The 26,521-nt window shown below is 45.1% G+C and carries 24 protein-coding genes; 2 read left to right on the forward strand and 22 right to left on the reverse strand.

Annotated elements, in window-relative coordinates:
• Window positions 1–3: 3 nt before the first annotated feature.
• From FXF61_RS09685 to FXF61_RS09780, 20 genes are all read right to left on the reverse strand, one after another.
• On the reverse strand, window positions 4–1,473 hold the full coding sequence (locus tag FXF61_RS09685) for a lipopolysaccharide biosynthesis protein (protein WP_151185065.1): 1,470 nt from the start codon (window positions 1,471–1,473) through the stop codon (window positions 4–6).
• The gene (locus tag FXF61_RS09690; protein WP_151185066.1) at window positions 1,474–2,634 is read right to left on the reverse strand and encodes a phosphonoacetaldehyde reductase; all 1,161 of its coding nucleotides are present in this window, start codon (window positions 2,632–2,634) and stop codon (window positions 1,474–1,476) included.
• The gene (gene aepY, locus FXF61_RS09695; RefSeq protein WP_151185067.1) at window positions 2,631–3,749 is read right to left on the reverse strand and encodes a phosphonopyruvate decarboxylase; all 1,119 of its coding nucleotides are present in this window, start codon (window positions 3,747–3,749) and stop codon (window positions 2,631–2,633) included. Before aepY ends, FXF61_RS09690 begins: the two co-directional genes overlap by 4 nt.
• Window positions 3,749–5,047 carry a phosphoenolpyruvate mutase gene (gene aepX, locus FXF61_RS09700; protein WP_151185068.1) on the reverse strand — a complete coding sequence of 433 codons (1,299 nt, stop codon included), beginning with the start codon at window positions 5,045–5,047 and terminating at the stop codon, window positions 3,749–3,751. Before aepX ends, aepY begins: the two co-directional genes overlap by 1 nt.
• On the reverse strand, window positions 5,044–6,363 hold the full coding sequence (locus FXF61_RS09705) for a hypothetical protein (RefSeq protein WP_151185069.1): 1,320 nt from the start codon (window positions 6,361–6,363) through the stop codon (window positions 5,044–5,046). Before FXF61_RS09705 ends, aepX begins: the two co-directional genes overlap by 4 nt.
• The gene (locus FXF61_RS09710; RefSeq protein WP_178087291.1) at window positions 6,363–7,478 is read right to left on the reverse strand and encodes a DegT/DnrJ/EryC1/StrS aminotransferase family protein; all 1,116 of its coding nucleotides are present in this window, start codon (window positions 7,476–7,478) and stop codon (window positions 6,363–6,365) included. The genes FXF61_RS09705 and FXF61_RS09710 overlap by 1 nt, the downstream gene beginning before the upstream one ends.
• 138 nt (window positions 7,479–7,616) lie before the next feature.
• Window positions 7,617–8,111 (reverse strand): hypothetical protein, encoded by a 495-nt coding sequence (locus tag FXF61_RS09715; RefSeq protein ID WP_151185071.1) that lies wholly within the window; start codon window positions 8,109–8,111, stop codon window positions 7,617–7,619.
• A gap of 2 nt (window positions 8,112–8,113) precedes the next feature.
• On the reverse strand, window positions 8,114–9,514 hold the full coding sequence (locus FXF61_RS09720; protein WP_151185072.1) for an AAA family ATPase: 1,401 nt from the start codon (window positions 9,512–9,514) through the stop codon (window positions 8,114–8,116).
• Between the two features lie 32 nt (window positions 9,515–9,546).
• The gene (locus FXF61_RS09725; RefSeq protein ID WP_178087292.1) at window positions 9,547–10,071 is read right to left on the reverse strand and encodes a GNAT family N-acetyltransferase; all 525 of its coding nucleotides are present in this window, start codon (window positions 10,069–10,071) and stop codon (window positions 9,547–9,549) included.
• Window positions 10,068–10,655 (reverse strand): acyltransferase, encoded by a 588-nt coding sequence (locus FXF61_RS09730; protein WP_151185073.1) that lies wholly within the window; start codon window positions 10,653–10,655, stop codon window positions 10,068–10,070. Before FXF61_RS09730 ends, FXF61_RS09725 begins: the two co-directional genes overlap by 4 nt.
• Before the next feature lie 29 nt (window positions 10,656–10,684).
• Window positions 10,685–11,086 carry an FdtA/QdtA family cupin domain-containing protein gene (locus FXF61_RS09735; RefSeq protein ID WP_151185074.1) on the reverse strand — a complete coding sequence of 134 codons (402 nt, stop codon included), beginning with the start codon at window positions 11,084–11,086 and terminating at the stop codon, window positions 10,685–10,687.
• On the reverse strand, window positions 11,083–11,700 hold the full coding sequence (locus FXF61_RS09740) for a hypothetical protein (RefSeq protein WP_151185075.1): 618 nt from the start codon (window positions 11,698–11,700) through the stop codon (window positions 11,083–11,085). The genes FXF61_RS09735 and FXF61_RS09740 overlap by 4 nt, the downstream gene beginning before the upstream one ends.
• A complete protein-coding gene (locus tag FXF61_RS09745; protein WP_151185076.1) occupies window positions 11,700–13,085 on the reverse strand; it encodes an AAA family ATPase in 1,386 nt (461 codons plus the stop codon). The genes FXF61_RS09740 and FXF61_RS09745 overlap by 1 nt, the downstream gene beginning before the upstream one ends.
• A gap of 14 nt (window positions 13,086–13,099) precedes the next feature.
• Window positions 13,100–14,005, reverse strand: a complete 906-nt coding sequence (gene rfbA / locus FXF61_RS09750; protein WP_151185077.1) for a glucose-1-phosphate thymidylyltransferase RfbA — start codon at window positions 14,003–14,005, stop codon at window positions 13,100–13,102.
• A 7-nt stretch (window positions 14,006–14,012) separates the two neighbouring features.
• Entirely contained in the window at window positions 14,013–14,375 is a 363-nt protein-coding gene (locus tag FXF61_RS09755; protein ID WP_151185078.1) for a four helix bundle protein, read from the reverse strand.
• A 46-nt stretch (window positions 14,376–14,421) separates the two neighbouring features.
• Window positions 14,422–15,582, reverse strand: a complete 1,161-nt coding sequence (locus FXF61_RS09760) for a dTDP-glucose 4,6-dehydratase (protein WP_151185079.1) — start codon at window positions 15,580–15,582, stop codon at window positions 14,422–14,424.
• Between the two features lie 385 nt (window positions 15,583–15,967).
• Window positions 15,968–16,495: a transcription/translation regulatory transformer protein RfaH gene (gene rfaH / locus FXF61_RS09765; protein WP_151185080.1), complete on the reverse strand. Its 528-nt coding sequence runs from the start codon at window positions 16,493–16,495 to the stop codon at window positions 15,968–15,970.
• A 23-nt stretch (window positions 16,496–16,518) separates the two neighbouring features.
• Window positions 16,519–17,808, reverse strand: a complete 1,290-nt coding sequence (locus FXF61_RS09770) for a Wzz/FepE/Etk N-terminal domain-containing protein (protein WP_256663402.1) — start codon at window positions 17,806–17,808, stop codon at window positions 16,519–16,521.
• A gap of 284 nt (window positions 17,809–18,092) precedes the next feature.
• Window positions 18,093–19,049, reverse strand: coding sequence for a signal peptide peptidase SppA (gene sppA, locus FXF61_RS09775; RefSeq protein WP_151186070.1), 957 nt, complete (start codon window positions 19,047–19,049; stop codon window positions 18,093–18,095).
• Between the two features lie 139 nt (window positions 19,050–19,188).
• On the reverse strand, window positions 19,189–19,869 hold the full coding sequence (locus tag FXF61_RS09780) for an HAD-IA family hydrolase (protein ID WP_151185081.1): 681 nt from the start codon (window positions 19,867–19,869) through the stop codon (window positions 19,189–19,191).
• 522 nt (window positions 19,870–20,391) lie between these two features.
• Between FXF61_RS09780 and FXF61_RS09785 the strand changes: the two genes are divergently transcribed.
• A complete protein-coding gene (locus FXF61_RS09785) occupies window positions 20,392–21,390 on the forward strand; it encodes a hypothetical protein (protein ID WP_151185082.1) in 999 nt (332 codons plus the stop codon).
• A 52-nt stretch (window positions 21,391–21,442) separates the two neighbouring features.
• Here the strand turns inward: FXF61_RS09785 and rluC are convergent, their stop codons facing one another.
• Together rluC and FXF61_RS09795 are read right to left on the reverse strand one after the other, a co-directional pair.
• Complete coding sequence (rluC, locus tag FXF61_RS09790) at window positions 21,443–22,405, reverse strand: 23S rRNA pseudouridine(955/2504/2580) synthase RluC (RefSeq protein WP_151185083.1); 963 nt, start codon at window positions 22,403–22,405, stop codon at window positions 21,443–21,445.
• Window positions 22,402–22,674, reverse strand: coding sequence for a hypothetical protein (locus FXF61_RS09795; protein ID WP_151185084.1), 273 nt, complete (start codon window positions 22,672–22,674; stop codon window positions 22,402–22,404). The genes rluC and FXF61_RS09795 overlap by 4 nt, the downstream gene beginning before the upstream one ends.
• Window positions 22,675–23,132: 458 nt before the next feature.
• Here FXF61_RS09795 and rne point away from each other — a divergent pair, with 458 nt between their 5' ends.
• Entirely contained in the window at window positions 23,133–26,510 is a 3,378-nt protein-coding gene (gene rne, locus FXF61_RS09800; RefSeq protein WP_151185085.1) for a ribonuclease E, read from the forward strand.
• Window positions 26,511–26,521 lie beyond the last annotated feature (11 nt).

A 26,521-nucleotide genomic window follows, 5' to 3' on the forward strand; every position in this document is an offset into this window, starting at 1 on the left:
AAACTATCCAACCAGCCTTTGCTTTATTTTATTCACTATCGGCCCAGCATTTTGCAATACAAACGTATCGCGCAGAATCACAAGCAAAGTAGAGTAAACAACTGCGCCCAAAGCAATTTTAGCGATAAGCGTTAACCATAAACTGCCAGTAATGGAAACCTGCGTCACAGCAGCGTACATAACTGCCGCCGCAATGATGTACTTGTATGCCACCTTGAGCTGAGCAATGCCGCCAAAGCCGAAAAGCTTTCCGGGGAAGTAGGCATTGATGAAGAATGAAATAAATGATGTGCAGACCATGGCCCACGCTAAGCCTTCAATTCCATAAGGTAATGCAATATATAGAGCACCTAACGTCATTGGTAGCTTGGAGAGATCTACTTTCAAGAACAGATCTGAGCGACCCACTGCATTGAGTATATTAAGGTTAATAGAACTAATTGGCGTAATAGCACGTGCAAAGCATAAAGCTACTAGCACAGGAACCGCTGGCAGCCACTCATCACCTAGTATGATTTTTACGAGGTCTTCAGATACAGCAGCAAAGCCTACAAGCAAAGGCACGGAAATTAACATAGTAATTGAAATTAATTGAGTATATATACTTACCAAGCGCTTCTTATCATTTTTGACAGAGGTCATGATTGGATAAGTAACACCCTGTAAAGTCGAACTGATAAACTGTGATGCGTAATTACTTAAATTAGTTGCTTGAGTAAAATAACCCACTTGGGTGGCATTAAAATAACGCCCGATTAATGCAACATAAAGATTATTTACAAATGTCGCTACAAGTCCTGCAAGCATTAGATTTGAGCCAAATTTAAAAAGAGATTTGAAAGACTCATAACTAAATATTAATTTAGGCAACCAGCGACAAAAAAACCATACTCCCAACGAATTAAAAGCAGCTTTAGAAATCAGTAACCAAACCAATGCCCAATAGCCATACCCTTTTAATGCTAAATAAACCCCAACAATAGAACTTAACAGCGTTGCGAAAGTGCTTGCTATGGCTTGGCTCTTAAAATCTATATTTATAGTGAGCTTCGCTCGAACCACTACTGTTAAAGAGTTTATTAATAATACAGTAAATAAAACACGTGCTATATCTACAAGCTGTGGTTGGCTATAAAACTTTGCTATTAAAGGCGCACAAAAATATAGCAATATATACATTGCTGCGCCCCAACCAATGTTTACATAGAAGATCGTAGATGAGTCTTCTTCTGTTAACTGCTGGCTACGCTGGACAAGCGCTTGAGAAAAACCGTTGCTGACAACACTTTCTGCTAACAACATAAAAATCGTTAGCATGCCAATTAAGCCAAAGCTCTCGGGGCCGATCAATCGAGCTATAAAAACAGTTACGCCTAAATAGCCGAGTTGGTTGATTAGTTTGTCTGAGGCACTCCAGATGAAGCCGGATAGAGCTTTTCGGCGTAGATTTTTAATATTTCTTACTCCAAAAATTCAATCCTTATTACTGATATCGAACGATTTTTTAAGTATTCTTCGCAAATCGCTATCTGTTATTGCTGCTAAATTATTAGCTGCTCTACTCGGGTTATACATTTCTGACTGCAGGTTAATTAAATCATCCAGCTTTGGAATATAGGCATGCACCTGCTCTGCTACATTAAGCTGATTATTAAGCTCTAAAAAAACATTAAATAACAGCCCTACATCTGACTGCCCCGTTAGCGCTTGTGCGAGGGCTACAAACCGCCCGTCATCTACCGCTAAGTTTATCTGGCACACTTCCGGCATAGTTAAGGCACAAGCCAAACCATGCGGTACACCAAAATGAGCGGTGAGTGGGTAAGAAATTGAATGACATAAAGCAGTACGGGTATGGCTAATGGCAAGTCCTGCTAGCAAACTTGCCTCGGCCATTTGATCACGCTCTTGTTCGCTTCCTTTGCCTTCAATTAATAAAGGTAAAGCTTTTAAGCCTAATTTTAATGAGCGCGTGGCAAGTGCCAATGTAATGCTATTAGCGTTTTTATTCCAAACCGATTCAGCGGCTTGGTTAATTGCATCCAATCCTGTTGAGAGCGTTACTTTGGTGGGTAAGCTATCAGTTAGTTCAGCATCAACAATAGCAACGCTTGGAAAAATATTGTCACTAGCTAAAGAGAGTTTTTTATGTATTTCATGGTGCCAGACGGTGGCGAAAGGTGTTACTTCGCTGCCGGTACCTGAGGTAGTGGGTAGTGCATACAAAGGTACTTGCTTAGCTTCTTTATGCAACGCAGGGTTTTCTAAAAGCTCTGCTAGGCTATATTTACCCTGAACAGCTAAGCCTATTCGCAATGCTTTGGCTGCATCCATGGCACTACCGCCGCCAAAGGCAATAATGGCATCAACCTTTAAATTACTTAGCTGGTCAATCTCAGCTTGTAGATCAGTTAATCCAGGGTTTTCTTTAACGCTATCCACCCAAGTGACCTGATTGTTTTTAACGACTTCAGATAAAATAGAATCTTCTAAGAACTGTGCTTTACCACGCACCGTGGTAACAATTAGTAGCTTTTGGTTTTTGAGCTGTTCAACCAGCTGCTTACGGCTACCACGTCCAGCGTATAGCTTAACTGGATTGTAGAATTGCCATTGATTTAAACTTTCGATCATTGTGCAACCCAACTCATAAAGGCTTGTTTGTTTTCAATTGGTGTAGTGGTGGGTCGCCCTAAATCATCGCGTGAACCAGTAGTAATACGTACTTCAAGCATGACAGGTCCACTTTGGTTTGCTAGAGCTTGCCAAGCGGTGGTTAGCTCTTCAAGTGTTGAAGCAACAGCATAAGCGGTATAACCACTGGCAAGAGCTATGGCTTTAAAGTCGATAGTATCCGCTACCGTTGGTTGTCCGCCGACTGATTCATGAGCAGCGTTATTTAGGAGAACATGCACTAGGTTGTCGGGTGCAATGCTGCCAACTATGGGTAAGGCACCTAAGTGCATCAAAGCAGAGCCATCACCATCTAAACAAACAACTTTTTTATTGGGTTGCCCCATTGCTACACCTAAAGCGATAGATAAGGTGTGCCCCATACCACCCACTGCTAAAAAGTCACGTTGCTGCTCTTTACGTTCTTCTCTTAGTTCAAATACTTCACGCGAGGTTTTACCCGTCGTTGAGACAATACAAGCATCACCTACTAAGGATAACAAAGTATTTAAAGCTGTCTCGCGCCCTAGAGTTGACTTTATGCTTGGTTGACGCTGACTTTTGTACTGAGCAAAAGCACCTTTTTTTACAAGCAAGGCAACCGGCGCATGGGTTTGATCAAGTGTAGTTTTAACCCAGCTGGCTAACTCTTCAGCATCACAGGCTTTATCAACCACTTGGTAGGGAATTTCTAATAGTTCAAGCTGTTCGGCTGTAATACGGCCTTGCTTAATGTGCTGAGGCTCATCTTTAACATCTGGCTCACCCCGCCAACCAACGATTAATAGCATGGGAATGCTATACACTTCTTTATCAGCAATTGAGGTAAGAGGGTTAATAATATTACCCAAGCCAGAGTTTTGTAGATAAACCACTGGGTATTGCCCAGTAGCCATATGATAACCGCTAGCCATACCTACAGCATTGCCTTCATTGGCGGTAATTGTGTGTTTACCAGCAGCACCATGATCATCAACGTAGGCACAAAAATCTTTTAATAAAGAATCAGGCACACCGACGTAATAGTCCATTCCCTGCTGAGCCAAGCTAGCTACAAAGTGTTTGGGATCTATCATTATTTGGTACCTGGAATCAGCTCAAGAATTTCTTTAATAGACAACATGTCTGCGTCACACTCAGCAGAGCGCTGGTGAGTCAAAATAGACTTGGCAGTATTCATCATAGCTGGGTAGGCGCTGCGCAACAGTTGGTTAGCATAAATAACAATATTCACACCATGTTCTTGCAGCTGATCTTCTGTAACTTGGTTGTAGCTCGAAGGTACTGCAACAAGAGGCTTACGGTTTGGCAGGGTAGCGTAACGCTTACAGAACTCAAAAATCTCATCGGGTGATTTTTCACGGCTATGAATCATGATGCCATCAGCACCAGCTGCTAGATACGCTTGTGCTCTCTCAAAAGCATCGTCTTGCCCTTTACCTAAAATCAAACTTTCGATACGGGCGATAATCATAAAGTCGTCTGTGCATTGGGCTTTTTTACCCGCTTTAATTTTTTCACAAAAATTTTCAATGCTATCTTGAGTTTGAGGGACGTCATTACCAAATAGCGAGTTTTTCTTTAGACCCGTTTTGTCTTCAATAATAACGGCTGATACACCCAAACGCTCCAGTGTTCTAACAGTGAATTTAAAGTGCTCGGTCTGCCCACCAGTGTCCGCATCATAAATAATGGGTTTGGTAGTCACTTCCATTACTTCATTGAGTGTAGTCATACGCGCTGAAACATCTACTGCTTCAATATCAGGCTTGCCTTTAGCTGTAGAATCCGTAAGCGAGCTGCCCCACATGCCATCAAATTGACGCTGACCATTAGGGGTATCAATCACTGCATGTTCAATGATTAAACCGCTTAAAGCATTATGAATATCTAAAAAGCGTAATAAAGGCTTTACTTGCAGCATACGGCGCAAAGACTTGAGGCGTAGCTCAGGCGTGGTGCCAATCTCTTTTAAAGCTTTATTCAGCTGAGTAGATGAAATACCTTGAGTGTAAGGTACTTCGATCAGCTCGCCACCCCACTCAGCCAACGTCTCAATTACTCTAGCGCGGGTTTGACGCTGTACGCCTTCCTTCCAATCATCACCATGCACCACATAGTCGGGTTTGTATTTACGTAGGTTAGGTACATAATCGAGTGTTTCCTGTGCTACAACTTGGCTAACGCCCTTAATATTTTCTATTACAATTTTACGCTGCTCGAACTCCATAAAAGGGATGCGTTTATAGCTGGCAATGGCAGCGTCAGTTAGCAAGCCTACCATTACTTCACCATGCTGAGCAGCTTCTTTTAAAATATTTAAATGACCTGGATGCACCAAGTCGGCACTCATACCTACATAAACTTTTTTCATTTTTTACTTTCACCTTTTATAAAATATCTCAAAACTCTTAATATTTTCTCTGACGGAACTGAGTCAACATATAAAGGAGATATATAATTCTCTATATATTGACTGTGTGAAGGCTTAGTCTTTATTTTATTATTAATAATACTTTCAATAAAATTTATCAAATCATTTTCAGACTTAATTATCTCATAAGATTCTAAAGCGTATCTACCAAATTGATTAATTGACTTAATCTGAGTATTACCTTTTAATTGCAAATATGCGCAAGGTTTTCCAACGAAAGGGTACTCGGCTATAAATGACCCACAGTCATGGATAATACTATCGGATTGTATAAAAAGGTCTATATATTCACCCTCATCAAGTTGAGTATATTCATACGATTCCCAAAATCTATAATAACTGTCGGTTTTATCATTACCCCAGTGCGGATGCATATAAAGTTTAGACTTTAATATTGGGTGTGGTTTAAATGACCACTGAATCTTATCTTTATATTTTTCAACTAAATCAAGCATTAGGTCTGCAATTACAATAAAATTTGAGAGCTCAAGCTCACCCTCACTTATTGTATGATGAGGTGAAAATATAATTTTTTTCTTACCGTGCTGTTCTTTCCAAACACTTTTTGAGTTTTTGTTTTGACTTACAAAAGCTTCACACGATGGGTAACCAGTCAATATACAATTTCGTGCATTTGAAGCAGATACTAAAGCTGCTCTTTCCACTCCATAATGATGTGGCATGAAAATCTTCCACATTGCATTATGAAAGTGCTGATTATAAATACTTTGATCATTGCCATGTGTTGTTGTTAATAAAAAATAAGGAACATAACAGCTTAAGTAATTCAAATATGCATCTTCATAATATTCTTTACGAGTTAAATTATGGGGGTTGGTAAAAAACGCTAAATCTGGCTTAAGTTCTTCTAGCTTTGTCCAGCTTCCATCTTCATTTCTTGATTTTCTTACTGGATAACCTTTCTCTAAAAAATATGCATAAGCCTGTTCCATATCCTCAAGCATTCGCTCTTCACCATAAGGGGTGTATGGACAAACTAGTATCTCTGGTTCAAAAAACGGGTCTTCGAGCATTTTTTGAAAAACAGGGTCAACTTTCCAAACGCTTTTATGGATGGCGAGAAATACAACCTTTATTTTTTCTTTACCTTTTATCTGCTGCAATAACTCCGCATGTTTTAACTGCATTCGGTTAAACAGTCGTTTTTTTTGCCACTGATCATAGGTTTTTTGCTTAACAGCAATTAAAGCTTTTTTGATAGGCACAGGTAAATGTTTCTTGATGAACTGAAGCATTAACTAAATCCATTTACTGCGCTGATAACTTTCTGCACATCTTCCATGGATAGTGTCGGTCCCATCGGCAGGCTTAATACTTGCTGATGTATTTGCTCACTCATTGGAAAGCTGTGCTCATTCCACTCTGGGTAAGCCTGTTGCTGATGCGGTGGGATTGGGTAGTGGATTAAGGTTTGTACGCCTTGCTCAAGCAAGTGCTGTTGCAATGCTTCACGCTGTTCGCAGCGGATGACAAAGACGTGCCAGACGTGATTCTCACGAGTTAGGGGTGAAGAGTTAAGCGTGAGGGGTAAAGTTACGGCTGGGTTGTTGATGCCTTTTAGGTAGGCTTCGGCCACTTTGCGGCGTTGGGCGATTTCGGTGTCGAGGTGTTTTAGCTTTACACTGAGCATGGCGGCTTGAATTTCATCTAGGCGACTGTTTACACCTTGAAAGAGGTTTTTGTATTTTTCATGGGAGCCGTAGTTACGCAACGCAAACAAGGTTTCTGCGAGTTCGTCATCATTGGTGGTCACTGCACCTGCGTCGCCCAGTGCGCCGAGGTTTTTACCTGGGTAAAAACTAAAACCGCTGGCATGGCCCCAGTTACCGGCTTTTTTACCGTCAAACACTGCGCCATGGGCTTGTGCTGCATCCTCCAGCACTAAAAGGTTATGACGCTCCGCAATATCCATAATGGCGGGCATATCTGCGAGCGCACCGTATAAGTGCACCGGTAAGATTGCACGGGTTTTAGGGGTAATCGCTGCTTCTGTTTTTACTGGGCACAGATTATAGGTAGCGAGCTCTGGCTCTACCAATACAGGCACTAAATCATTCGCGCTGATGGCTAAAATACTGGCAATGTAGGTATTCGCTGGAACGATGACCTCGTCGCCGTCTTTGAGCTTGCCAAGCTCTTTCCATGCGCGAAGAGTAAGAACAAGTGCATCAAGCCCATTGGCAACGCCAATAGCGTGTTTAGTGCCACAGTAGTCAGCAAACTCTTGCTCAAATTGAGTGAGCGCGTTGCCTGCAATGTACCAGCCAGAGTCGATAACACGGGTACAGGCGGTGATAAGTTCTTCGCGGTATTGGGCGTTGATGGCTTTTAAATCTAGGAAAGGGATCAAGGTGTTACCTATCATTTAGTTAAATATTTATAAAACAACTTTTTTAGTTGGTACTTGGTCACTAGGTTGTTGCGTTAACTGATGTTTTTGGTGTTCAAACTTGGGAAATACTTGGCTGATTTCTACTGTTTTTTGTGACTATTCTTTAAGTAGCTTTGTGTTTGGTCTGGACGGCATTCTTCGCCCTATCAATGGTTTTTTATCAGCTAATTTTGTTTGTGCTTCTTGCTCAGTGCCATCAAACTGAAAAACGGTATGGCAAACTAGCTTGTTAGGGATTGGGATATTAAGAACACCTAAAAACCCTAGGGAGTGCTTTAATGAGCCTCTAATCTGCCCTTTAACCTCCCTCCATTTGCCTAATGAAATAGTTTTTTTTAGTTCTACAAAATGTAGCGCTACTGCCTTTTCGCCTTCTAGCTCTAAGAAAACGCCATCTGAATTTTTAGTATCAATTAAAAAATTGAGATGGTTTTTATTGCCCCAGTTTATTTTTAGTAGCTGGTTATTAGTGGAAGAAAACTCAATACAACTGGCCCCTTCTTCTTCTAACTCTTCAACTGCTATTGTTTTGCCGAGCTGGTAGTTTTCTGTGTTTACCCAGTCTTTTAGGCGTTGCGTCCATTCACTCATAGCTAGTCCGTATTATCCTCATCACTTTCTTGGATTGTATAGATTTCGTCTAACAGTTCTTCTAGTGGGTCGTTAAAGGTGGGTACTGCTATGCCGTACTCTGAAGCGTCTAAGCGCTCTACAAGTGTTTGCCCTGATTCACGTTTAAATTGGTAGGCAACCATATCATTAGGGTTTATTAGCTCGTCTTTGTTGTAGTTTAGTTCTTTCAACAGGGCTTTTTTATTGGGGTGACTATAAAGTACCGCTAAGTTGTTTAGCTGCTGAAATAAGGTGTCGCCATGGGTTGTGGTTAATACTGGAACGCCTTGATTCATAATGCGAGCTAAGGCGCGTGCCATAGTACGTTGTGCCGCTGGGTGCAGGTGTGCTTCTGGCTCTTCAATAAACAGGGCGTTGTAACTATTAAAGCTGCGTAAAAAATGCACTAGCGGGGCTACTTCTGAGACCAGTGAAGAGGTTAGGTACATGGGTATAGCGGCTAGTTTATCGGCCTTGTATTGATAAATGGGTAGGCTTTCAGTTTCTAGTTTTTCTATTTTGCCTTTGATTAATTCATGCTCTAACCATTCAGCTATAGCTGCTAGTTTAGTGTCTGCATTGGCTTTGTTTTTGGGCTGTGCTAACAGTTGTAGAAAACGCCTAACAGGTGCTGTCAACTTAAGGCCATCTCCACTTAGCGCATCTGCAACTAATGCTGGAAAGGTGTGCATAAAACTGGTTCTTGATGTGGGCAAGAATAAAGGCGCTTTTTTGGGTGGCCGAATGTTCAAGCTCATGAATAAATTAAACAATTTTAATGAGTGATGATTAGATACATTAGGGTAAGCAAAAAATAGCAGTGAGAGAATTAAGTCTTGTATTGTTTCGTAAATAAAATTACCCACATCCTCTGAAGAGTCATTAATTGATTTTATGAAGTTTTCAGAGACAGTGAGTAGTGATTCTTCAAAATGGAAAGGCTTCTCAAGATTATCATCTACTTTAATTTTAAATGGGCTTAGTCGCTTGTAGTCGATTATAGTTAGTTTACCGATAGCTATTTCATCAGTACTAAAGGTTTTAGAAACCAGCTCTTGCCTTTTCCTATTTAAGATAGTGTTGAACCAGCCAATAAAAACAGTTTGTTGCTGCTCTGTTAACTCAAGCGCTTCTTCTGGGTTTGAAGCAAGGGTTTTAGCTAGCTGTTTGATTACAGCTTTACATTCAAGGTAGTCAGCGGAAGTGGGTATTCTCTTGCTAAACAAGCTAGGGGCAAAAGCCCAAATACCCCACAGTAGGGTCGCGACGTAACTTTTCCCACTGTTGTTTTCGCCCACAAATAAAGTAAGCGGACGAATTTCTATCGCTGCCTCTTTAATACGGGCAAAGTTTTCAATTTGTAGGGTCCAGCGCTGTTGCATACTTGGCACCACCTTTAAATCATTCCATAAAGTTAGCTTAGCATTTTAGAAAGCTTACTTTGTGCATTACTGACAGCTTGCTCAGTAATTTCAAAATAGTAATTTTGTTCATCTTCGCCTGTTTCTACTGCGCCCATTTTTTTGTGGAAGGAAATGACTCTTTCATTGCCTTTCATCACATCGAAATGGGATTTTTTGTAACTAAGCTCTTCAAAACCGAACTTATAAACTAAAAACGCACTTTCTATGGCCGCAAACCGTGTTTTGTCTTCGTTGAGAATCCAGCTGCCCCAGCAGAACGAGTCTTCTGTTAAGTCATACACTCGAACTGTGCCGCAGGGTGTGCCATCTAAGCGTTCAATTATAAAGTAAAACTGTTGTCTAGCATGTTCTTCATGCTTGTATTTTTTAATCCAGTCTTTTTGTGCTTGTAAATCTGGGCTTACACTGGATAAGAACTGGTTGTATTTTTCATCCAGGCGTAGTTTTAAAATAAACTCTGCGTCTCTTTCTTCTACAAAACGCATTTTTATGGTTTTGCTTTTTAGCTTTATCATGCTGCCATCCTTGCAGCACTGTCATTGCTAGCTAGTTCTGTTCTGTTCTGTTCTGTTCTGTTCTGTTCTGTTCTGTTCTTTATTGTCTTGCATTTTTCTTCCTGTCCAGTGCTTTCTGGGCGCTGATTTACTCGGCGGATAACTATTGCTGGATTGCCTGTGACAATCGCATGATCGGGCACGTTTTTAGTGACCACTGCTCCCGCACCAATCATTGCGCCTTCGCCTATGGTTATTCCCGGCAGAAGTGTGGCATTGGCACCGACACTGGCATTCTTTTTGATAGTAATTCCGGAAAACTTTTCAGGGTACTGTTTAGAGCGTGGCATTAAATCGTTGGTGAGTGTTGCATTAGGGCCAATGAACACGTTGTCTTCTATGCGGGTGCCATCCCATAACTGGACACCTGATTTAACGGTTACGTTATCACCAATGATGACATCATTCTCGATAAGTACTTGGGCGTTGATATTGCAGTTTTTGCCGATTATCGCACCAGCTAAAACCACGCAAAACTGCCATATTTTGCTGTCTTTACCTATGTTCTGACTGTGCACATCAGCCAGTGGATGAATGTAACTCATAGTGTTTATTTACCACTCAAAATTTAGCATTAAACATTCACCAGATTGATGAACTCTTCATAATCACGAATATAATCAGCTTCGTCATAATGTTCACTGGCTAGCACTAGCAGTACACAGTCTTCGCTGAAGTCGTGCATTTCTCGCCACACTAAGTCATCAATCAGCAAGCCTTTGGTTGGGGAGTCTAGCCAGGCTTCTTCGCGGGTTTTGCCATCATCTAAAATCATGCGGCATTTTCCGGTTACACAAACGGCCACTTGTTTTAAGTTGCGGTGTGCATGAAACCCACGGGCTACGCCCTGCTGTGTGCCAAAAATGTAGTACACGCGTTTGATTTCAAAGGGTACGGTCTTTTCGGCTTCTAGGGCGACTAACGAGCCGCGATCATCACCTAGGGGTGGAAAGTGAGTCCATTGGATGAGGCTCATGAGTTTACAGCCTTTTTAAATATATTCTCTAAGTGTTCTTGTGGGATTATTTTTACAGTGTCGACAATATCTTTAAGAGCACCGCTAAGTTTATTTTTTAATAACCCCATAGCAGGTGTGTCTGCAGGTTTTAGCTCTTTAATCACCACAATAAATTTTTTATTTTGAAATTTTTGTGTGTAAACAAATTTTTCTTTGTCTGCTATTTTATGGGTTAACAAGGTAGTTTCTATACACTTCTGTCGCAACTCTGAGAAAACTAAATCTTTAGCTTTAAACTTATCTTCTATTTTATTTACTTCTTTCTTAACGCACATTCTTTTGTTGTGCTTATCTACCGGACACTGTTTGTTTTTTAGATCGCTAATTAATTTCTCAACACCTTCTTCTTGGCTTTTAAGGTCAGAAAATTCAATCATCAATAAGCTATTACTTCTAATACTCACATAGTCACAGGTTTTGATTTTACCAACGCCTAGCATATTTTTTAGACTAGCTTTTCCTTTGGCATCAGTTTTTATTGCTTTTATAGGTAATATTTTGCCATAAGGGGCTTGAAACTCTGTATTAATATTTTCTTCAAACGCAGATAAATCAAACTTTGTACTAGCCATTACTCTATATCTTCCATGTACATTTGGTAGAAAGGTGTACTTAAATCCTCTAATACTTCCTCTATTTTCTCTTTAAGTGTTGCATCTGTTTTCAGTTCTGAAGATGGCATTTTATGCACAGAAATTAACTCTTCTGCATCTGGCTCTTGCTTAGCTATTAGCTCAAGTTTCTTAATCATATCTAGGCTATGAGTTGCAATAATAACATTAGCCCCGGCCTTAGCCATTTTATAAAGCAGCTCCATAAAAACAACTTGCCACTTAGGGTGAATATGTGCTTCTGGTTCATCAATGATTAAAAAGGAGCCTGGTTTAATAATGTTATTGCGAATTAATAAGTCAATTAAACCTAGGTTACTCACTCCCATAGCTGTTAGTGACAAAGGCGTTGAAACACCATCATTATTTATATAGTTTATTTCACCTGATTTTGTGATCTCTAACTTACCAGCAAGCATGGCTTGAAGTTCTTGACTTATTTCATAAAAGTCTGGCTTATCTAAATATTGTTTATCGATAAAAGTATATAAACTGTCTATATAGCTTGGATATCCTTTTAAGTACCTATCGTCCTGTGTTCGAAACATAGGCAATAGACCTTTTCTTTCTAAGCCTTTGCGGATTCTTAGGTACACTGGCGAGTCTATAAAAACGACGTTTTCAAGTTTTTGTACTTTTACTATGCCATTTCTATCAAAAGTGAAGCTGATATTGTCATTAGAGTGAAGTTCTATTGAGCCGATATCTTCTATTTTTATTGAGGCCTGCCCATCACTTTCAGTGTTGATTAATGATTTTATTTCAGTAACTTGATAATTCTTTTTAAAGTTATCTGATAACTGGTCGCTAATACCAGCAGCAATAAATTTCCCATAATTATTTATTGATCCGACTATGTAGCTTAATATCGACCTTAGTTCTAACAATCTAACTGTATTTTCTTTTACTTTATTCAGATGACCGCGCTGGCTTAGATAGTTATCAATAACTATGACTAGTTCTTTTAGAGCACCTAGCTCTTCTTTTATTTTATCTTTTTTTGCTTCTTGCTCAGCAATATTTAATTCTATAAAAAAGGCAACAAGTTGCTCCATAACACTGGCAAAGGAAGATCTTAAATGAGTGATAAACTCTTCATCTACCACTGCAGGCCTTACGCTGATACTACGCTCGTAATAAGCTAAAGTACGAATAAACTTTTCTGTATGCTCTTGAAGTGCATTCGCAGTATGATTTTTATTGAGTGCATCTAACACACAATAAATGCTTTTGGTGGCAAAACTTTTTCCTGTTGAATTTTCACCCGCAATAACGGTTAGAGGCTTTATATTTAGTTTTATATTATCTAATATTCCAAGCCCATCGATATCGACTTCAAAGCTCATTCTAGCTCCCCTATTTAAATTAGGTCTAGCAAATACTGCCCGTAGCTATTCTTGCTTAACTCTTGGCCTAAGCGTTGCAAATCTTGCTTGGTTAGCCACCCTTTGTTATAGGCGATTTCTTCCAAGCATGCAATTTTATAGCCTTGGCGTTTTTCGATGGTTTCTACGAACATCCCGGCCTCTAAAAGGCTTTCGTGGGTGCCGGTATCTAGCCATGCAAAACCACGGCCTAGTAGTTCGACGTTTAAGTCGCCACGCTCTAAATAGACTTGGTTGATGCTGGTGATTTCTAACTCTCCACGATGCGAGGGTTTGACTTGTTTGGCGATCTCGATCACATCGTTATCGTAAAAGTACAAACCGGTCACTGCGTAGTTGGATTTGGGTTGTTCGGGCTTTTCTTCAATGCTGATGGCTTTTTGCTTTTCATCAAAAGCCACGACGCCAAAGCGCTCTGGGTCTTTTACTTGATAGCCAAATACGGTTGCGCCGGTTGGTCTGGCTGCTGCATTTCTTAGCATGGGGCCAAAGCCTTGCCCGTAGAAGATGTTGTCGCCTAATACGAGGCAGACATTGCTGTCACCAATAAATTCTTCACCAATCATAAAGGCTTGGGCTAAACCATCGGGGCTGGGTTGTTCGGCGTAGCTGAGCTGAACGCCAAAGTCGCTGCCATCGCCGAGTAGCTTTTCAAAGTTAGGCAGGTCTTCGGGGGTGCTGATGATTAATATTTCACGAATACCGGCCAGCATGAGAACTGATAGCGGGTAGTAAATCATCGGCTTGTCGTAGATGGGTAGCAGTTGTTTGGATACGCCTTTGGTGATGGGGTAGAGGCGAGTGCCGCTTCCACCGGCTAAAACAATACCCTTGGTATTGTTTAATGCTGAATTGTTAATGTTTAATTTTGAATTAGGCATATCACGCTTACTTTTTAGACTGTGAGGTTTTAACAATGCTGGTGAGTAATTTTCCTAACTCTTGGCTTTGCTCCAGCAGCGTTTCTACATAGGGCTCTTTCATTTTTAGATAACGGGTTTCAATCAACAGTTTGATCCAATACTGTGTCTCACGTGCTTCTTTACTGGCAATACTCATTTTGGCAATAAAATCAGCTTTGCTTTGAGTAGCTTGTGCTTCGTTTACGTTCGCTCCAATTGAAGTACCTGAGCGGAGTAGTTGTTTAGAAAGCACATATTCTTTATGTTCTTTAACTAGGTGTTTGTATAGGTTGACTATACGAACAGAGAATTGAAAGCTCTTTTCTACGATTGGGTTCTGTCTTTCCATGTACATCACCGTTTTCCATTAAAAATTTAACACTCACCATTAAACATTAATCAACACCAACGCCCAAGCGTTCGCGCTGATACGAGCCATCTTGGACGTTTTTGCACCATTGTTGGTTGTCTAGGTACCATTGGATGGTTTTGCGTATGCCGGACTCGAAGGTTTCGATGGGTTGCCAGTTAAGCTCTTTAGCCATTTTGCTGGAGTCGATGGCGTAGCGGCGGTCGTGGCCGGGGCGGTCACTGACGTGAATGATTAATGATGAATGTTTAATGTTTAATGGATGGCCGCGATCATACATTGGGGCTAGCTCGTCGAGTATTTCACAGATGGTTTCTACGACTTCTAGATTGGTTTTTTCGTTATGGCCGCCGATGTTGTAGGTTTCGCCGATTTTGCCTTCGATAACGACTTTATATAAAGCACGGGCGTGGTCTTCTACGTAGAGCCAGTCGCGGATTTGGTCGCCTTTGCCGTAAATCGGCAAGGGCTTTCCTTCCAGCGCATTGAGTATCACTAAGGGGATGAGTTTTTCCGGGAAGTGATATGGACCGTAGTTGTTGGAGCAGTTGGTAATCAGCGTTGGGAAGCCGTAGGTGCGCAGCCATGCTCGGACTAAGTGGTCACTCGATGCTTTGGAGGCAGAGTAAGGCGAGCTTGGGGCATAGGCCGTTGTTTCAAGAAACAACGGCAATGTTGAATGTTGAATGTTTAATTTTGAATTATTGCTGTCGTCATTTAATTCATCATTCACCATTAAACATTCATCATTATCATTTGGGTGCGGTAAGTCGCCATACACTTCGTCGGTGCTGATGTGGTGGAAGCGGAAGGCTTGTTTTCTTTCGCTGTTTAGTTCGTTCCAGTAGGCGCGTGCGGCTTCGAGTAGAGTGTAGGTGCCGACGATATTGGTTTGAATAAACTCAGCGGGGCCATCAATGGAGCGGTCTACATGGCTTTCAGCGGCTAAATGCATTACTGCATCAGGCTGGTGCTGCTGAAAGACGCGGTCGAGCTCTGCGCGATCACAAATATCGACTTGTTCAAAGGTGTAGCGTGGGTTATCACTGACTTCGGTAAGGGATTCTAAATTACCGGCGTAGGTGAGTTTGTCGAGATTCACGACGCTGTCTTGGGTATTTTTAATAATGTGGCGAATCACTGCAGAACCGATAAAACCTGCACCGCCGGTAACTAGAATTTTCATTTCAATCACTATTCAATTTGCTTTGGTACGCATATTTGGCGCGGCCAATGGGGTTGTTTGTTATTGGCTGGATACTGTCTCTGCGAGGCTGTTAGGCTGTGGCAGCCTATGTTTGTAGCACCGCGTGGTTTTTGTAAAACTGTGTGGTTTGCAAGGTGGATTGCCACGTCGCTGCGCGACTCGCGATGACAGTGTGTGTCTTGCAATGAAGGCGTTTAGGCACGCTACCGCCCATGGGTTATGGCTCCCAACGTGCCGTGTTGCTTTTCAAATGTGCCGCGTGTGCGGTGGTGCTTGCTTTCGCGGGCATGGCCCGCTCCTACAGGGCAGGTGTTGCCTGCGTTACTTTCGCGGGCGTGGCCCGTTCCTGCGGGATGAGACGATGCTATTCATCACGCAGTGCGGTTTCTTCTATTTCTATTCGTTGTTGCTGGCCGAGCATATCTAAAAATACCAAACAGCGCTCTTCATCTTTAGGCATGTTATAGATGGCCTGTAGCCCAGCGAAGGGGCCTTCGCTGATTGTGACTTTTTCGCCTGCGCTAAACGCGGGTTGTGCTGTATGTTGATTCTCACTGTTTTGCTCTAACGCTAAAAGTGTGGTCATCACCTCGCTTGGCACTGTGGCTGGCATGCCGCCAAAGCGCACAAAGTTATTGACCCCGCGGGTGCTGCGCAGTGCATTAAAATTTGCGGTGTTGCTGTCAAGTTGGATAAAAATGTAATTTGGAAATAAAGGCTCGATGCAGTCTACGCGTTTACCTTGAACGATTTTCTGCCGTTTAATGCGTGGCAAACAAGTGGTATAGCCTTGGTTTTCAATATTGTGCTGGGCACGCTGTTCTTGCTTGCCTTTGCAGTGCAGTACATACCAAGCGTCCACAGCCTTCTTATCCTGTTGTCTATTGCCCATAAATGGGCAACCTCGCCATCACTCTATACAGCGTTTTTGCGCTTGCGGATCGCGCTACGAATTAGCGCTGCAAACACACCTAACATACCACCGAGAACAATGCCTAACGCAACGATTAAAGATTTTTTAGGCTTGATAGGGCTTGTCGGCTCAACTGCCACTTGGTCAATACGTACCAAATTCAATTTATCCATATCAACTTCTAGATTTTTTAAGCGGGAAATTTCTTTACGGTTTTCCGCAAGCTCTGCTAAGAATAAATCTTCGTTTTCACGGGCCTGTAGCACCTCAATCTGACGGTTGTGTTCAAGCAACTTTAGTGCTGTATTAATTTCCACAATCCGTCCGCTGGTAAAATCATCACTTTCACGGGCCATCAATGCGGCTCGTTCAGCACTCAGTGCGTCTGTACCCATAAAGTACAAGGGGTTTTGCTGATTATTGACTTCAGTACGAATCACGCTGCCTGAGGCTCGCGTTTCATTGGCCAATGAGGATGGTGTAGCAGGTTTTTTAATGCCTAAGGATTTAGCAATGGCAATGGCTTCATCCAGTTGCATAATGCGATTTTGCCGGCGCACTTTAAGCTCTTCGCGTAGCGCTGCTAGCTCATCAAGCAGCTTGGCCTTCTTTAACACATCTTTTTCGGTGAGTTGAGCAATTTCTGATTCTTTGCTGGCCTCGTAACCAGCACGCGCGTTACTAATTTTACGACGCAAGCGCTCGAGTTGGTTATTGATCACCACTTCTAAACTGGCGGCAATGCGCTGTTTTTCTAAGTTCACCGCATGCTCGACAAAACCGTTGGTAATTTTTGCACCATCCATGCCTTTCGGATACTGAAATTGAATACCGACATAGTTAGCAAAGTCTTCAGCTTTTTTCGCATCGGTTTTTAAAATCTTGATGTATTCACGATTGATCCGCTCAAAGTTTTGCTCAACGCTTCTATCAGCGGAGATAAGCGGCTCAAAGAGCTCTTGATTGGCTTTAAAATAGCCTAGACGTGTTTCGTAGGATTCAAGACTTGCACCGACTTGCACCAATGCTTCTGCTGGACTGAGATTATAAATACCAGTGCCATTGAGCTCGTCTAAGTCCTTGATTGGTGCAGGTTTAACGATACTTTGTACTTGATAAATGGGGGTTGCAGCAAGCGCATAAATCAATGCCAACGCTGTCACTACGGCGGTGATAATGACAATTAGAATTCTTTCTTGCCAGATCGACTGAAACAGCTCAAAAAGATCAATTTCATCTGCATCAGGAGCAGTATGATTAGGCATGTGCGGCACGGGGATATTTGAACTCACATCGGCTCCTTGTTTGTTTTTCTGCATTTCTGGACGTGCTGGCCTCGCCCAAACGGATACGTCCTTGATCACCAAAATGTGAACGGGTCGTATATTAAGCGTTTACGACATATTTTGCGAGACTTAAGGATACCACCGCAATCAATCCGAGGCTGTTAGGCCGTGGCAGTCCATATGTGTAGCACGGCATGGTGTGCAAGGTGGATTGCCACGTCGCTGCGCTCCTCGCAAAGACCGAGCGGGAGCGCAATGACGGTGCGGGAGCGCAATAACTCAGCGCGTCTTCAACGCAACTGCGGTCCATTAAAACCGGCCCAAATAGCTAAACGCTCGGCGACGCTGGCACCGAACTTTTTCGCGAAGCGATCAAAGGGGGTTTCTTGCAAGGTGAAATCAACAATCTCTTTTGCGCCGATCACTTCACGTGCCACAAAGCTGCTGCTGCCTAAGGCATCAATTAAACCCAATTGCAGCGCTTGCTCGCCTGACCAAATCAGGCCAGAGAACAATTCAGGATGCTCGGCATCTTTTAAACGATCACCACGGCCTTGTTTGACGCTGGCGATAAACTGCTTATGCGTTGTTTGCAGCACTTCTTTCCAAAACGCAGTTTCTTCACTGTTTTGTGGCTGAAAGGGATCAAGAAAAGCTTTGTGCTCGCCAGATGTGTACAAACGACGATCAACACCCAACTTCTCCATGGTGCCAACAAAGCCAAAACCGGCCGCTGTCACGCCAATGGAACCCACCAAGCTGGATTTATCGGCATAGATTTCATCCGCGGCGCTGGCGATGTAGTAGGCACCGGAGGCACCCATATCGCTGATCACGGCATACACTTTGGTGTCGGGATACAAGGCGCGCAGGCGGCGGATTTCATCGTAGATGTAGCCCGATTGCACGGGGCTGCCGCCAGGGCTGTTGATGCGTAAAATGATGCCTCTGGTATTTTTATCGTCAAAGGCTTTGCGCAGCGCACTAACAATATTATCGGCGCTGGCTCTTTCTTGGTCGGCGATCATGCCGCGCACTTCAATCAAAGCGGTGTGTGACCCTGTGGTAACGCCTTTGCTGCTGTCCATCAATGGTGAGAACAGCGCCAATGCGCCAAACAGATACACAAAGGTCAGGACTTTAAAAAAGATGCCCCAACGGCGTGAACGGCGCTGCTCACTGACGCTCGCCAACACAGCTTTTTCAAGCAGTTTCCATGTTTTGTTATCAACGTTATTGTCGGTCATGCGCTGCTCCTTTGAATGGGGTGGCAGATTGTCTAAATCAAGATCAAAGCTCAAGTGCTCTGCATCCTGCTCAGATGGTTTGGCCAGCGGCTCGGATGTCCAAGGGTCGATTGGGCGACCATCCTTGCGATCAGTCATGCTATGCGCCTGTGAGTAAGGTGTTGGGTTGCTGTTGTAGCCATGCGGTCAGCTCAGAAAAATGGTCAATGGCCAAAATAGGCTGTTCTTTGTGCAATACACTCAGCGGCTGCGCGCCATAACTGACAGCGATACCGGGCACATTGGCGTTATTGGCCATGCGCAAGTCAAAGGGTGAATCGCCGACCATAATAGCCTGCTCAGGCGTTGCTGCGCAGTGTTTTAAAATCTCGTGCAGCATTAAAGGGTCGGGTTTGCTGCGTGTTTCATCGGCGCAACGGGTGATATCAAAGTAATCGAGCATTTTATGTCCGCTCAATACGCGATGCAGGCCGCGTCGGCTTTTACCGGTCGCCACCGCCAACTGATAGCCCGCGCTGCGGTAATCATCTAAAGCATCCATTACGCCAGGGTAAAACTCAGAGGGCTGCTCTTCGAGACGAATATAGGTGTCACTGTAGGTGCGAATAAAGCGTTGTTTTAATTCGGCATCATCGGCATCGGGATAGAGCACATCGTAGGCTTGCGGCATGGCCAGACCGATAATGGCGCGCACCGCATCATCTGTGCAACGCGGTACGCCGCAAGTATCCGCAGCCACATGCATGGCCTCAATAATGCGCATAATGGAATCCACCAAGGTGCCATCCCAATCAAAAATCAAAACCTTAAGCCTGCTCACCAAATCCTCCTGAATATGAAAAATATTTGCGCATGCGCCACGAGTATTATCGCAGGGCCGACATTTATACCCACGACACGCGCATTACCGTAGGGCCGACATTTATGCCCGCGACACACATTATCGTAGGGCGGGCACTCGTGCCCGCGCGGAATCAAACGAAATACCTGCGCCAGAAACAACGCGGGCACGAGTGCCCGTCTACGATGCGCATGCCGTTCTTAACCCAAATGGTACAACGTGCACGACACTCTTATCCCAAACGGGCGAGCACTTATACCCGCGATTACCCCCAGCGCAACACTGTTAAAAACAAACGCACTATACCCGTAACATGCCTCATAGTCCTACCCTGTCGCACTTACTACCGCTTAGCATTGCTGTGCAACTGTTCGATTGAAACCTGCACTTTGCAAATTTACGCCTACACTGATTTTATGTGAAATAAAGTCAGCTGCTGTAAAGGCGGTATGGCGATCTTTGCTTGGTAACGAAGCTCACCGCTGCAACATGGAGGTTGCGATGGATATAATTAATAAAGGCAATGTGCCGGGCTCTCATAAAACAACTAAGGCATCTAAGCCTGAACGCGAAGACCACGACAGCCCTTGGAAGGATGCACTGGAAGTGTTTTTCCAGCCATTTATGGATTTTTTATATCCAGATATCAGCCAGCTCATTGACTGGCAACAACCCATTGCGTTTCTAGATAAAGAACTGCAAAAAATTACCCGCAAAGCTAAAAACTCACGACGCTACGCTGACAAATTGGTCAGAGTACATTTTTTAAATGGCAGCGAAAAATGGATTTTAATTCACGTCGAAGTGCAAGGCGCAGCAGACACTAACTTCTCTGAACGCATGTTTGTTTATTACTATCGTATTCGTGACCGCTATCAAAAACCTGTGATCAGCCTTGCGGTTCTCACCGATACGCAGCCAAGTTTCAGACCCAACCATTACAGTGACGAAATCGCAGGCTGCACCATCCGTTTTGAGTTCGCGACGGTAAAGCTGCTTGACTGGCGCGACAAAACCGATGAACTGCTACAGCATGACAACCCCTTTGGCCTGCTGATTGCTGCACAACTCACCGCAAAGCTGATCAAAGATGGTAAAACCCGGGTCGACAATTTAATAGGCTATTACCGTTTGGCTGCTAAAAAGAAGCTACCGCGCGAACACATCACGCAATTAGTGGTCTTTTTAGAATGGATCGTCGCCCTACCGGAAAGTTTTACCCCGTACTACAATGAGCAACTAGCACACCTCGAAGAGGATGAAAAAATGACTTACATCTCCATTATTGAGCGCCAAGGGATTGAGAAAGGTATTGAGCAAGGCATAGACCAAGGCGTTGATCGTGGTCGCGCCGTGACACTCTATAAACTCTTGCAGCTTAAGTTTGGTGAGCAAGCTGCTGAGTATGAGCAACGTTTGCACCAAGCTAAAGATGCGGAATTAAGCCTCTGGACCGAGCGCGTGCTGTTTGCCGAGTCTGTTGAAGCCGTGTTTGAGTAGCGTTTGCTGCTGTTTAAGGTTTTGAGATGCAACGCGGGCACGAGTACTCGCCCTACGTTTCATCAACCAACTGCTCTATGACCTTCTGCCACTGTTCATCAGGCTCGGCATGTACGGCCAATACTTCGCCATCAGGCAAAGTGAATTTTAAATCGCTGGCGTGCAAAAATAAGCGTTTGCCGCCCATCTCGCGGACTTCTTTGCTGAATTCTTCATCACCGTACTTGGTGTCACCAGCAATCGCATGCCCGGCATACAGCGCATGCACACGAATTTGATGGGTGCGCCCGGTAATTGGATTGGCTTCAACCATGGTGGCAAACTCACCAAAGCGGCGGATGACCTTAAACAGGGTCAATGCCTCTTTACCTTCTGGATTGACCTCAACCATGCGTTCGCCGGAGCGCACGTTACTGCGCTGCAACGGCGCATCAATTTGTTTGCGCGAAGCGGGCCAACGGCCACGCACCAAGACCATATAACGTTTATCGACACCATCGCCGCGCAGGGCTTCATGTAAATGGCGCAACATACTGCGTTTTTTTGCGATCATCAGCAAGCCTGAAGTATCGCGATCAAGACGGTGTACCAACTCGATTTCTTTGCAGTGCGGGCGCATTTGTCGAAAGGCTTCAATCACCCCGTAGTTCAGGCCGCTACCGCCATGCACAGCAATGCCAGCGGGTTTATTCAAAACAATCAAAGCTTTATCTTCATGCACGATTGCCGCTTCCAGGCGCTCCAGCAATCCTTTGGCCAGTGGCACAGGCTCATCTGCTTGAGTCATGCGCATGGGAGGCACACGAACGATATCGCCTTCTTTAATACGGTAATCCGGCTTAATTCGGCCTTTATTCACCCGCACTTCGCCTTTGCGCAAAATGCGATAAATCATGGTTTTGGGCACACCTTTTAAGCGCGCTAAAAGAAAATTATCAATGCGCTGCCCTTCTAACCCCGCAGAGACCTCAAGCAACTGCACACCGGTTGCGGTCTGCGAATCCATCTTTGTCATACACCTAAACGCCTAAATAAGTAACTTTGCTTTAATAGGTGCAATGGTAACAATAAACCCGCTTGCGCAGGCAGCAAATTAGCACGCATGCCGTGGCGTGCGCATTTATGCTCACGTATAACAACATCGCGGGCAACGAGTGCTCGCCCTACCACCAAAACATCCGCCTGCCCTCGTACCATATACGCATTGAAGAAAAACACCTGTGCTGCTATATTGCGCCCACTGCCAAAAGCAGTCAGATTTAAGCGGGCGCTAAAAGAAATCAAAACAAAACGCTGGCGGACAATCGCGATAAAACATTTTCACAGGACGCAGATCCTCGCTAAGCACTGTATGCCTTGGCCAAATCTGTACAGAAACATAATCCGCAATCGCCCAACCGCGATTGTATTTTTATAAACCCGCTCACCAACACAACGAGCGGCACCCGATTTAATAAGGGAAATGTGTTGGGTGGAGATGCACAGTCGTATTGTCCTGCGTAGCCAAGCGCTTTGATTCAGACGTTTCATCACGTCCGCGGCCAATCACTGATTCCTCCTCCTGATACAAGTACGCTGCATGTGCTTTTACAATGCAGCAACTGGAGACGCAGTCGCGGTCTTGGCTTATGACCATGCACGCTAGACACGGTTAAATTTTTAACTGCGCGACCCCAACACCGACCCGATTTGTCGTGTGTGCCAATGATGTGATCCGTGAACCCGGAATATATTGGTAAATCATGAAAAGAATGCTCATTAACGCAACTCAACCCGAAGAGTTGCGTGTCGCACTGGTCGATGGCCAACGCTTATTTGACCTTGATATCGAATCAGGTGCCCGCGAACAAAAGAAATCAAACATCTACAAAGGCCGTATAACCCGCGTAGAACCCAGCCTAGAAGCCGCATTCGTCGACTTCGGCTCTGAGCGCCACGGCTTCCTCCCTCTGAAAGAAATCTCCCGCGAATACTTCAAGAAATCTAGCGAAAACGGCGGCGGTCGCGTCAACATCAAAGATGTTTTGACCGAAGGCCAGGAAGTTATCGTTCAAGTTGAAAAAGAAGAGCGCGGCAACAAAGGCGCAGCCCTCACCACCTTTATCAGCCTTGCTGGCCGTTATATGGTGTTGATGCCCAATAACCCGCGCGCTGGTGGTATTTCTCGCCGCATTGAAGGTGAAGAGCGCAACGAATTACGCGAAGCGCTGAACGCCCTGAACGCCCCTGCTGATATGGGTTTGATCGTGCGTACTGCCGGTTTAGGCCGCAGCAGTCAAGAGCTGCAGTGGGATCTGGACTACCTTGTACAGTTATGGACAGCTATTACTGAAGCGGCTGCAACACGTAGCGCGCCATTCTTGATTTATCAAGAAAGTAACGTGATTATCCGCGCCATTCGCGACTATTTGCGCCAAGATATCGGCGAAGTATTGATTGATAGCGTTGATGCGCAAGAAGAAGCGCTGAGCTTTATTCGTCAAGTAATGCCGCAATACGCCAACAAAATCAAACTCTACCAAGACAGCGTACCGCTATTTAACCGCTTCCAAATCGAAAGCCAAATCGAAACCGCATTCCAACGTGAAGTGAAATTACCTTCCGGCGGCGCGCTGGTGATCGATCCAACCGAAGCCTTGGTTTCCATTGATATCAACTCGGCACGCGCCACTAAAGGCAGCGACATCGAAGAAACGGCCCTGCAAACCAACTTGGAAGCGGCTGAAGAAATCGCCCGCCAACTGCGTTTGCGTGACATCGGTGGTTTAATCGTGATCGACTTCATCGACATGACACCGGCGAAAAACCAGCGCGCCGTTGAAGAGCGCATGCGCGAATGCCTTGAAGCGGACCGTGCTCGCGTACAAGTGGGCCGTATCTCGCGTTTTGGCTTGCTGGAAATGTCGCGTCAGCGTCTGCGTCCATCTTTAGGCGAAAGCAGCGGCGTGGTCTGCCCACGCTGTAACGGTCAAGGCATTATCCGCGACGTTGAATCCTTATCTCTGGCTATTCTGCGCTTAATCGAAGAAGAAGCCCTGAAAGACCGTACCGCCGAAGTGCGCGCACGTGTGCCTTTCCAAGTTGCGGCGTTCTTGCTCAACGAAAAACGCAATGCCATTACCAAAATTGAACTGCGCACCCGCGTGCGTATCTTCATTCTGCCGGATGACAGCTTAGAAACACCGCACTTTGAAGTGATTCGTTTGCGTGATGACAGCCCTGAAGCGTTATCTGGCCAGTCCAGCTATGAAATGGCACCGGAAGAAAGCGAGGAATTACAACCTGTTAGCGCAACACGCTCACTCGTTCGTGAAGAAGCAGCAGTGAAAACCAGCAACGCTGAGCGTGCCGCGCCACCGCCTGAAAAAACAGCCGCCGCGCCTGTGCCCGCAACCAAGAAAGCACAGCCAAGCTTGTTTAAAGGCTTAGTCAAATCTTTGGTCGGGTTATTCGCCAGCGATGAAGCGCCAGCTGAACCCGCGGCCAAGCCAGAAAGCAGCGCGCGCAGTAGCGGTAATCGCAACAACGAGCGTCGTAATGAGCGCTCGCAGTCTTCACAATCACAAAACCGTCGCCGTGATAACACGCGCAACAACCGTGATGAAGAGCGTAAGCCGCGTGACAGTGCGCGCGATAGCAGCACTGAGCGTGATAGCCATAAGCGCGACAGCAGCCAACGTGATTCTGCGCCAAGCAACCGCGATAATAAGCCGACAGAGAACCGTCGCGAGCGCGCGCCGCGTGAAGCACGTGAAGAGCGTCCAGCACGCACTGAGCGTTCTGAGCGTAGCGAACGTCCAACTCGTGAACTGCGTCCAGCCCTCGACACACCGGAGCCGCGCAACGCTCGTGCCCATTCAGCGCCAGAGGCAAGCAGCGACGACAAAGCACAGAGCACACGCAGCTCGCGCGATACACAACAAGCCGATCAGCGCCCAATTCGTCCTGAGCGTCAAGACCGCGCGCCACACCCTAAGGCCAGCTCAGAAAAAGACAGTGAAGAGCAAGATGTCAACGCGCTGGAGCAAAACGAGCAGAAAGACGACAACAGCAGCGAAGAAGAGCGTCCACGTCGCCGTTCACGCGGCCAGCGTCGTCGTAGCAACCGTCGTGAGCGTCAGCAGGTTGATAGCGAAACAGTTGCAACTGAAGATAAAAAATCTGAGTCGACACCTGCCCAACCAGCTGCGGATAGCGCTGCAAAGACCGATAAAGCGCCAGCAACAACTGCAGTTGCGGTTTCATCCAGCAGTGCTGCTAGCGAGCTAGCAACTGAGCTGAAGCCGACTGTGATGATTAAAGATGCAGCAGCCGGTCGTGGTGCTGTGGATATGATTGATCCGGCGCAAGTCGCATCGTTATCTGCAGAGCAGCCTTTACTGCAAATTTCTGAGCCGACGCCTGTTAAGCCTGTCGCACAAGCTGAAACTCAAACAGCCAAGCCTGCCTCGCGCCCTGCTGTAGAGAAGCCAGCTGCTGCGCAAGAGCCAAAAGCAACAGCGCCAGAGACGCAAACTGCACAGCCTGTAGCGGATGCCGATAAAGCCGTTAAAGCAAGCAGCCAGCCTGAGCCAGCTAAAGCTGCGGACAAGCCTGTCGCACAAGCGCCAGCCAAGCCAGCAGCGAAAGACGAAACAGCTAAGGATGCAGCGAAGCCAGAAGCCCCAGTTGCCGCTGAAAGCAAACCTGCGCAACCAGCTCGACCAGCAGGCCGCGCACTGAACGATCCACGCGAGCGTCGTCGTTTAGCACGCGAAGCCGAGGCTGCCAAAGCAAAGGCTGCATCACAAGCGCCTGAGCAGCAAGCTAAAGCTGAAACTCAAGCAGCTGAGTCGCAAGCCAAAGCCGAAGTCCAATCAGCTGAGATCAAGCCTGAGGCCGTTACCGACGGCAAGTCTGCGGTAGATAAGTCACAGCACTCTACTGCTGCTCCAGCAGCAGCTAAAGCAGGGACAGAAAGCGCTTCAAAGTCGTCTTCTGAATCAGCTAAGCAAGACACGCCCGACTCTGCACCAGCAGCAGAGCCCGAGGCTAAAGTAACAGCAGCCAAACAGGAGCAGCCATCCAAACATGATGCCGCCCCTGCTGCCGAGCAGGATGAGACTAAGCCAAACGCCTAGCCTGAACCTGC

Origin of the sequence: Pseudomonas sp. C27(2019), from assembly GCF_008807395.1 — a bacterium.
Lineage (GTDB): Bacteria > Pseudomonadota > Gammaproteobacteria > Pseudomonadales > Pseudomonadaceae > Denitrificimonas.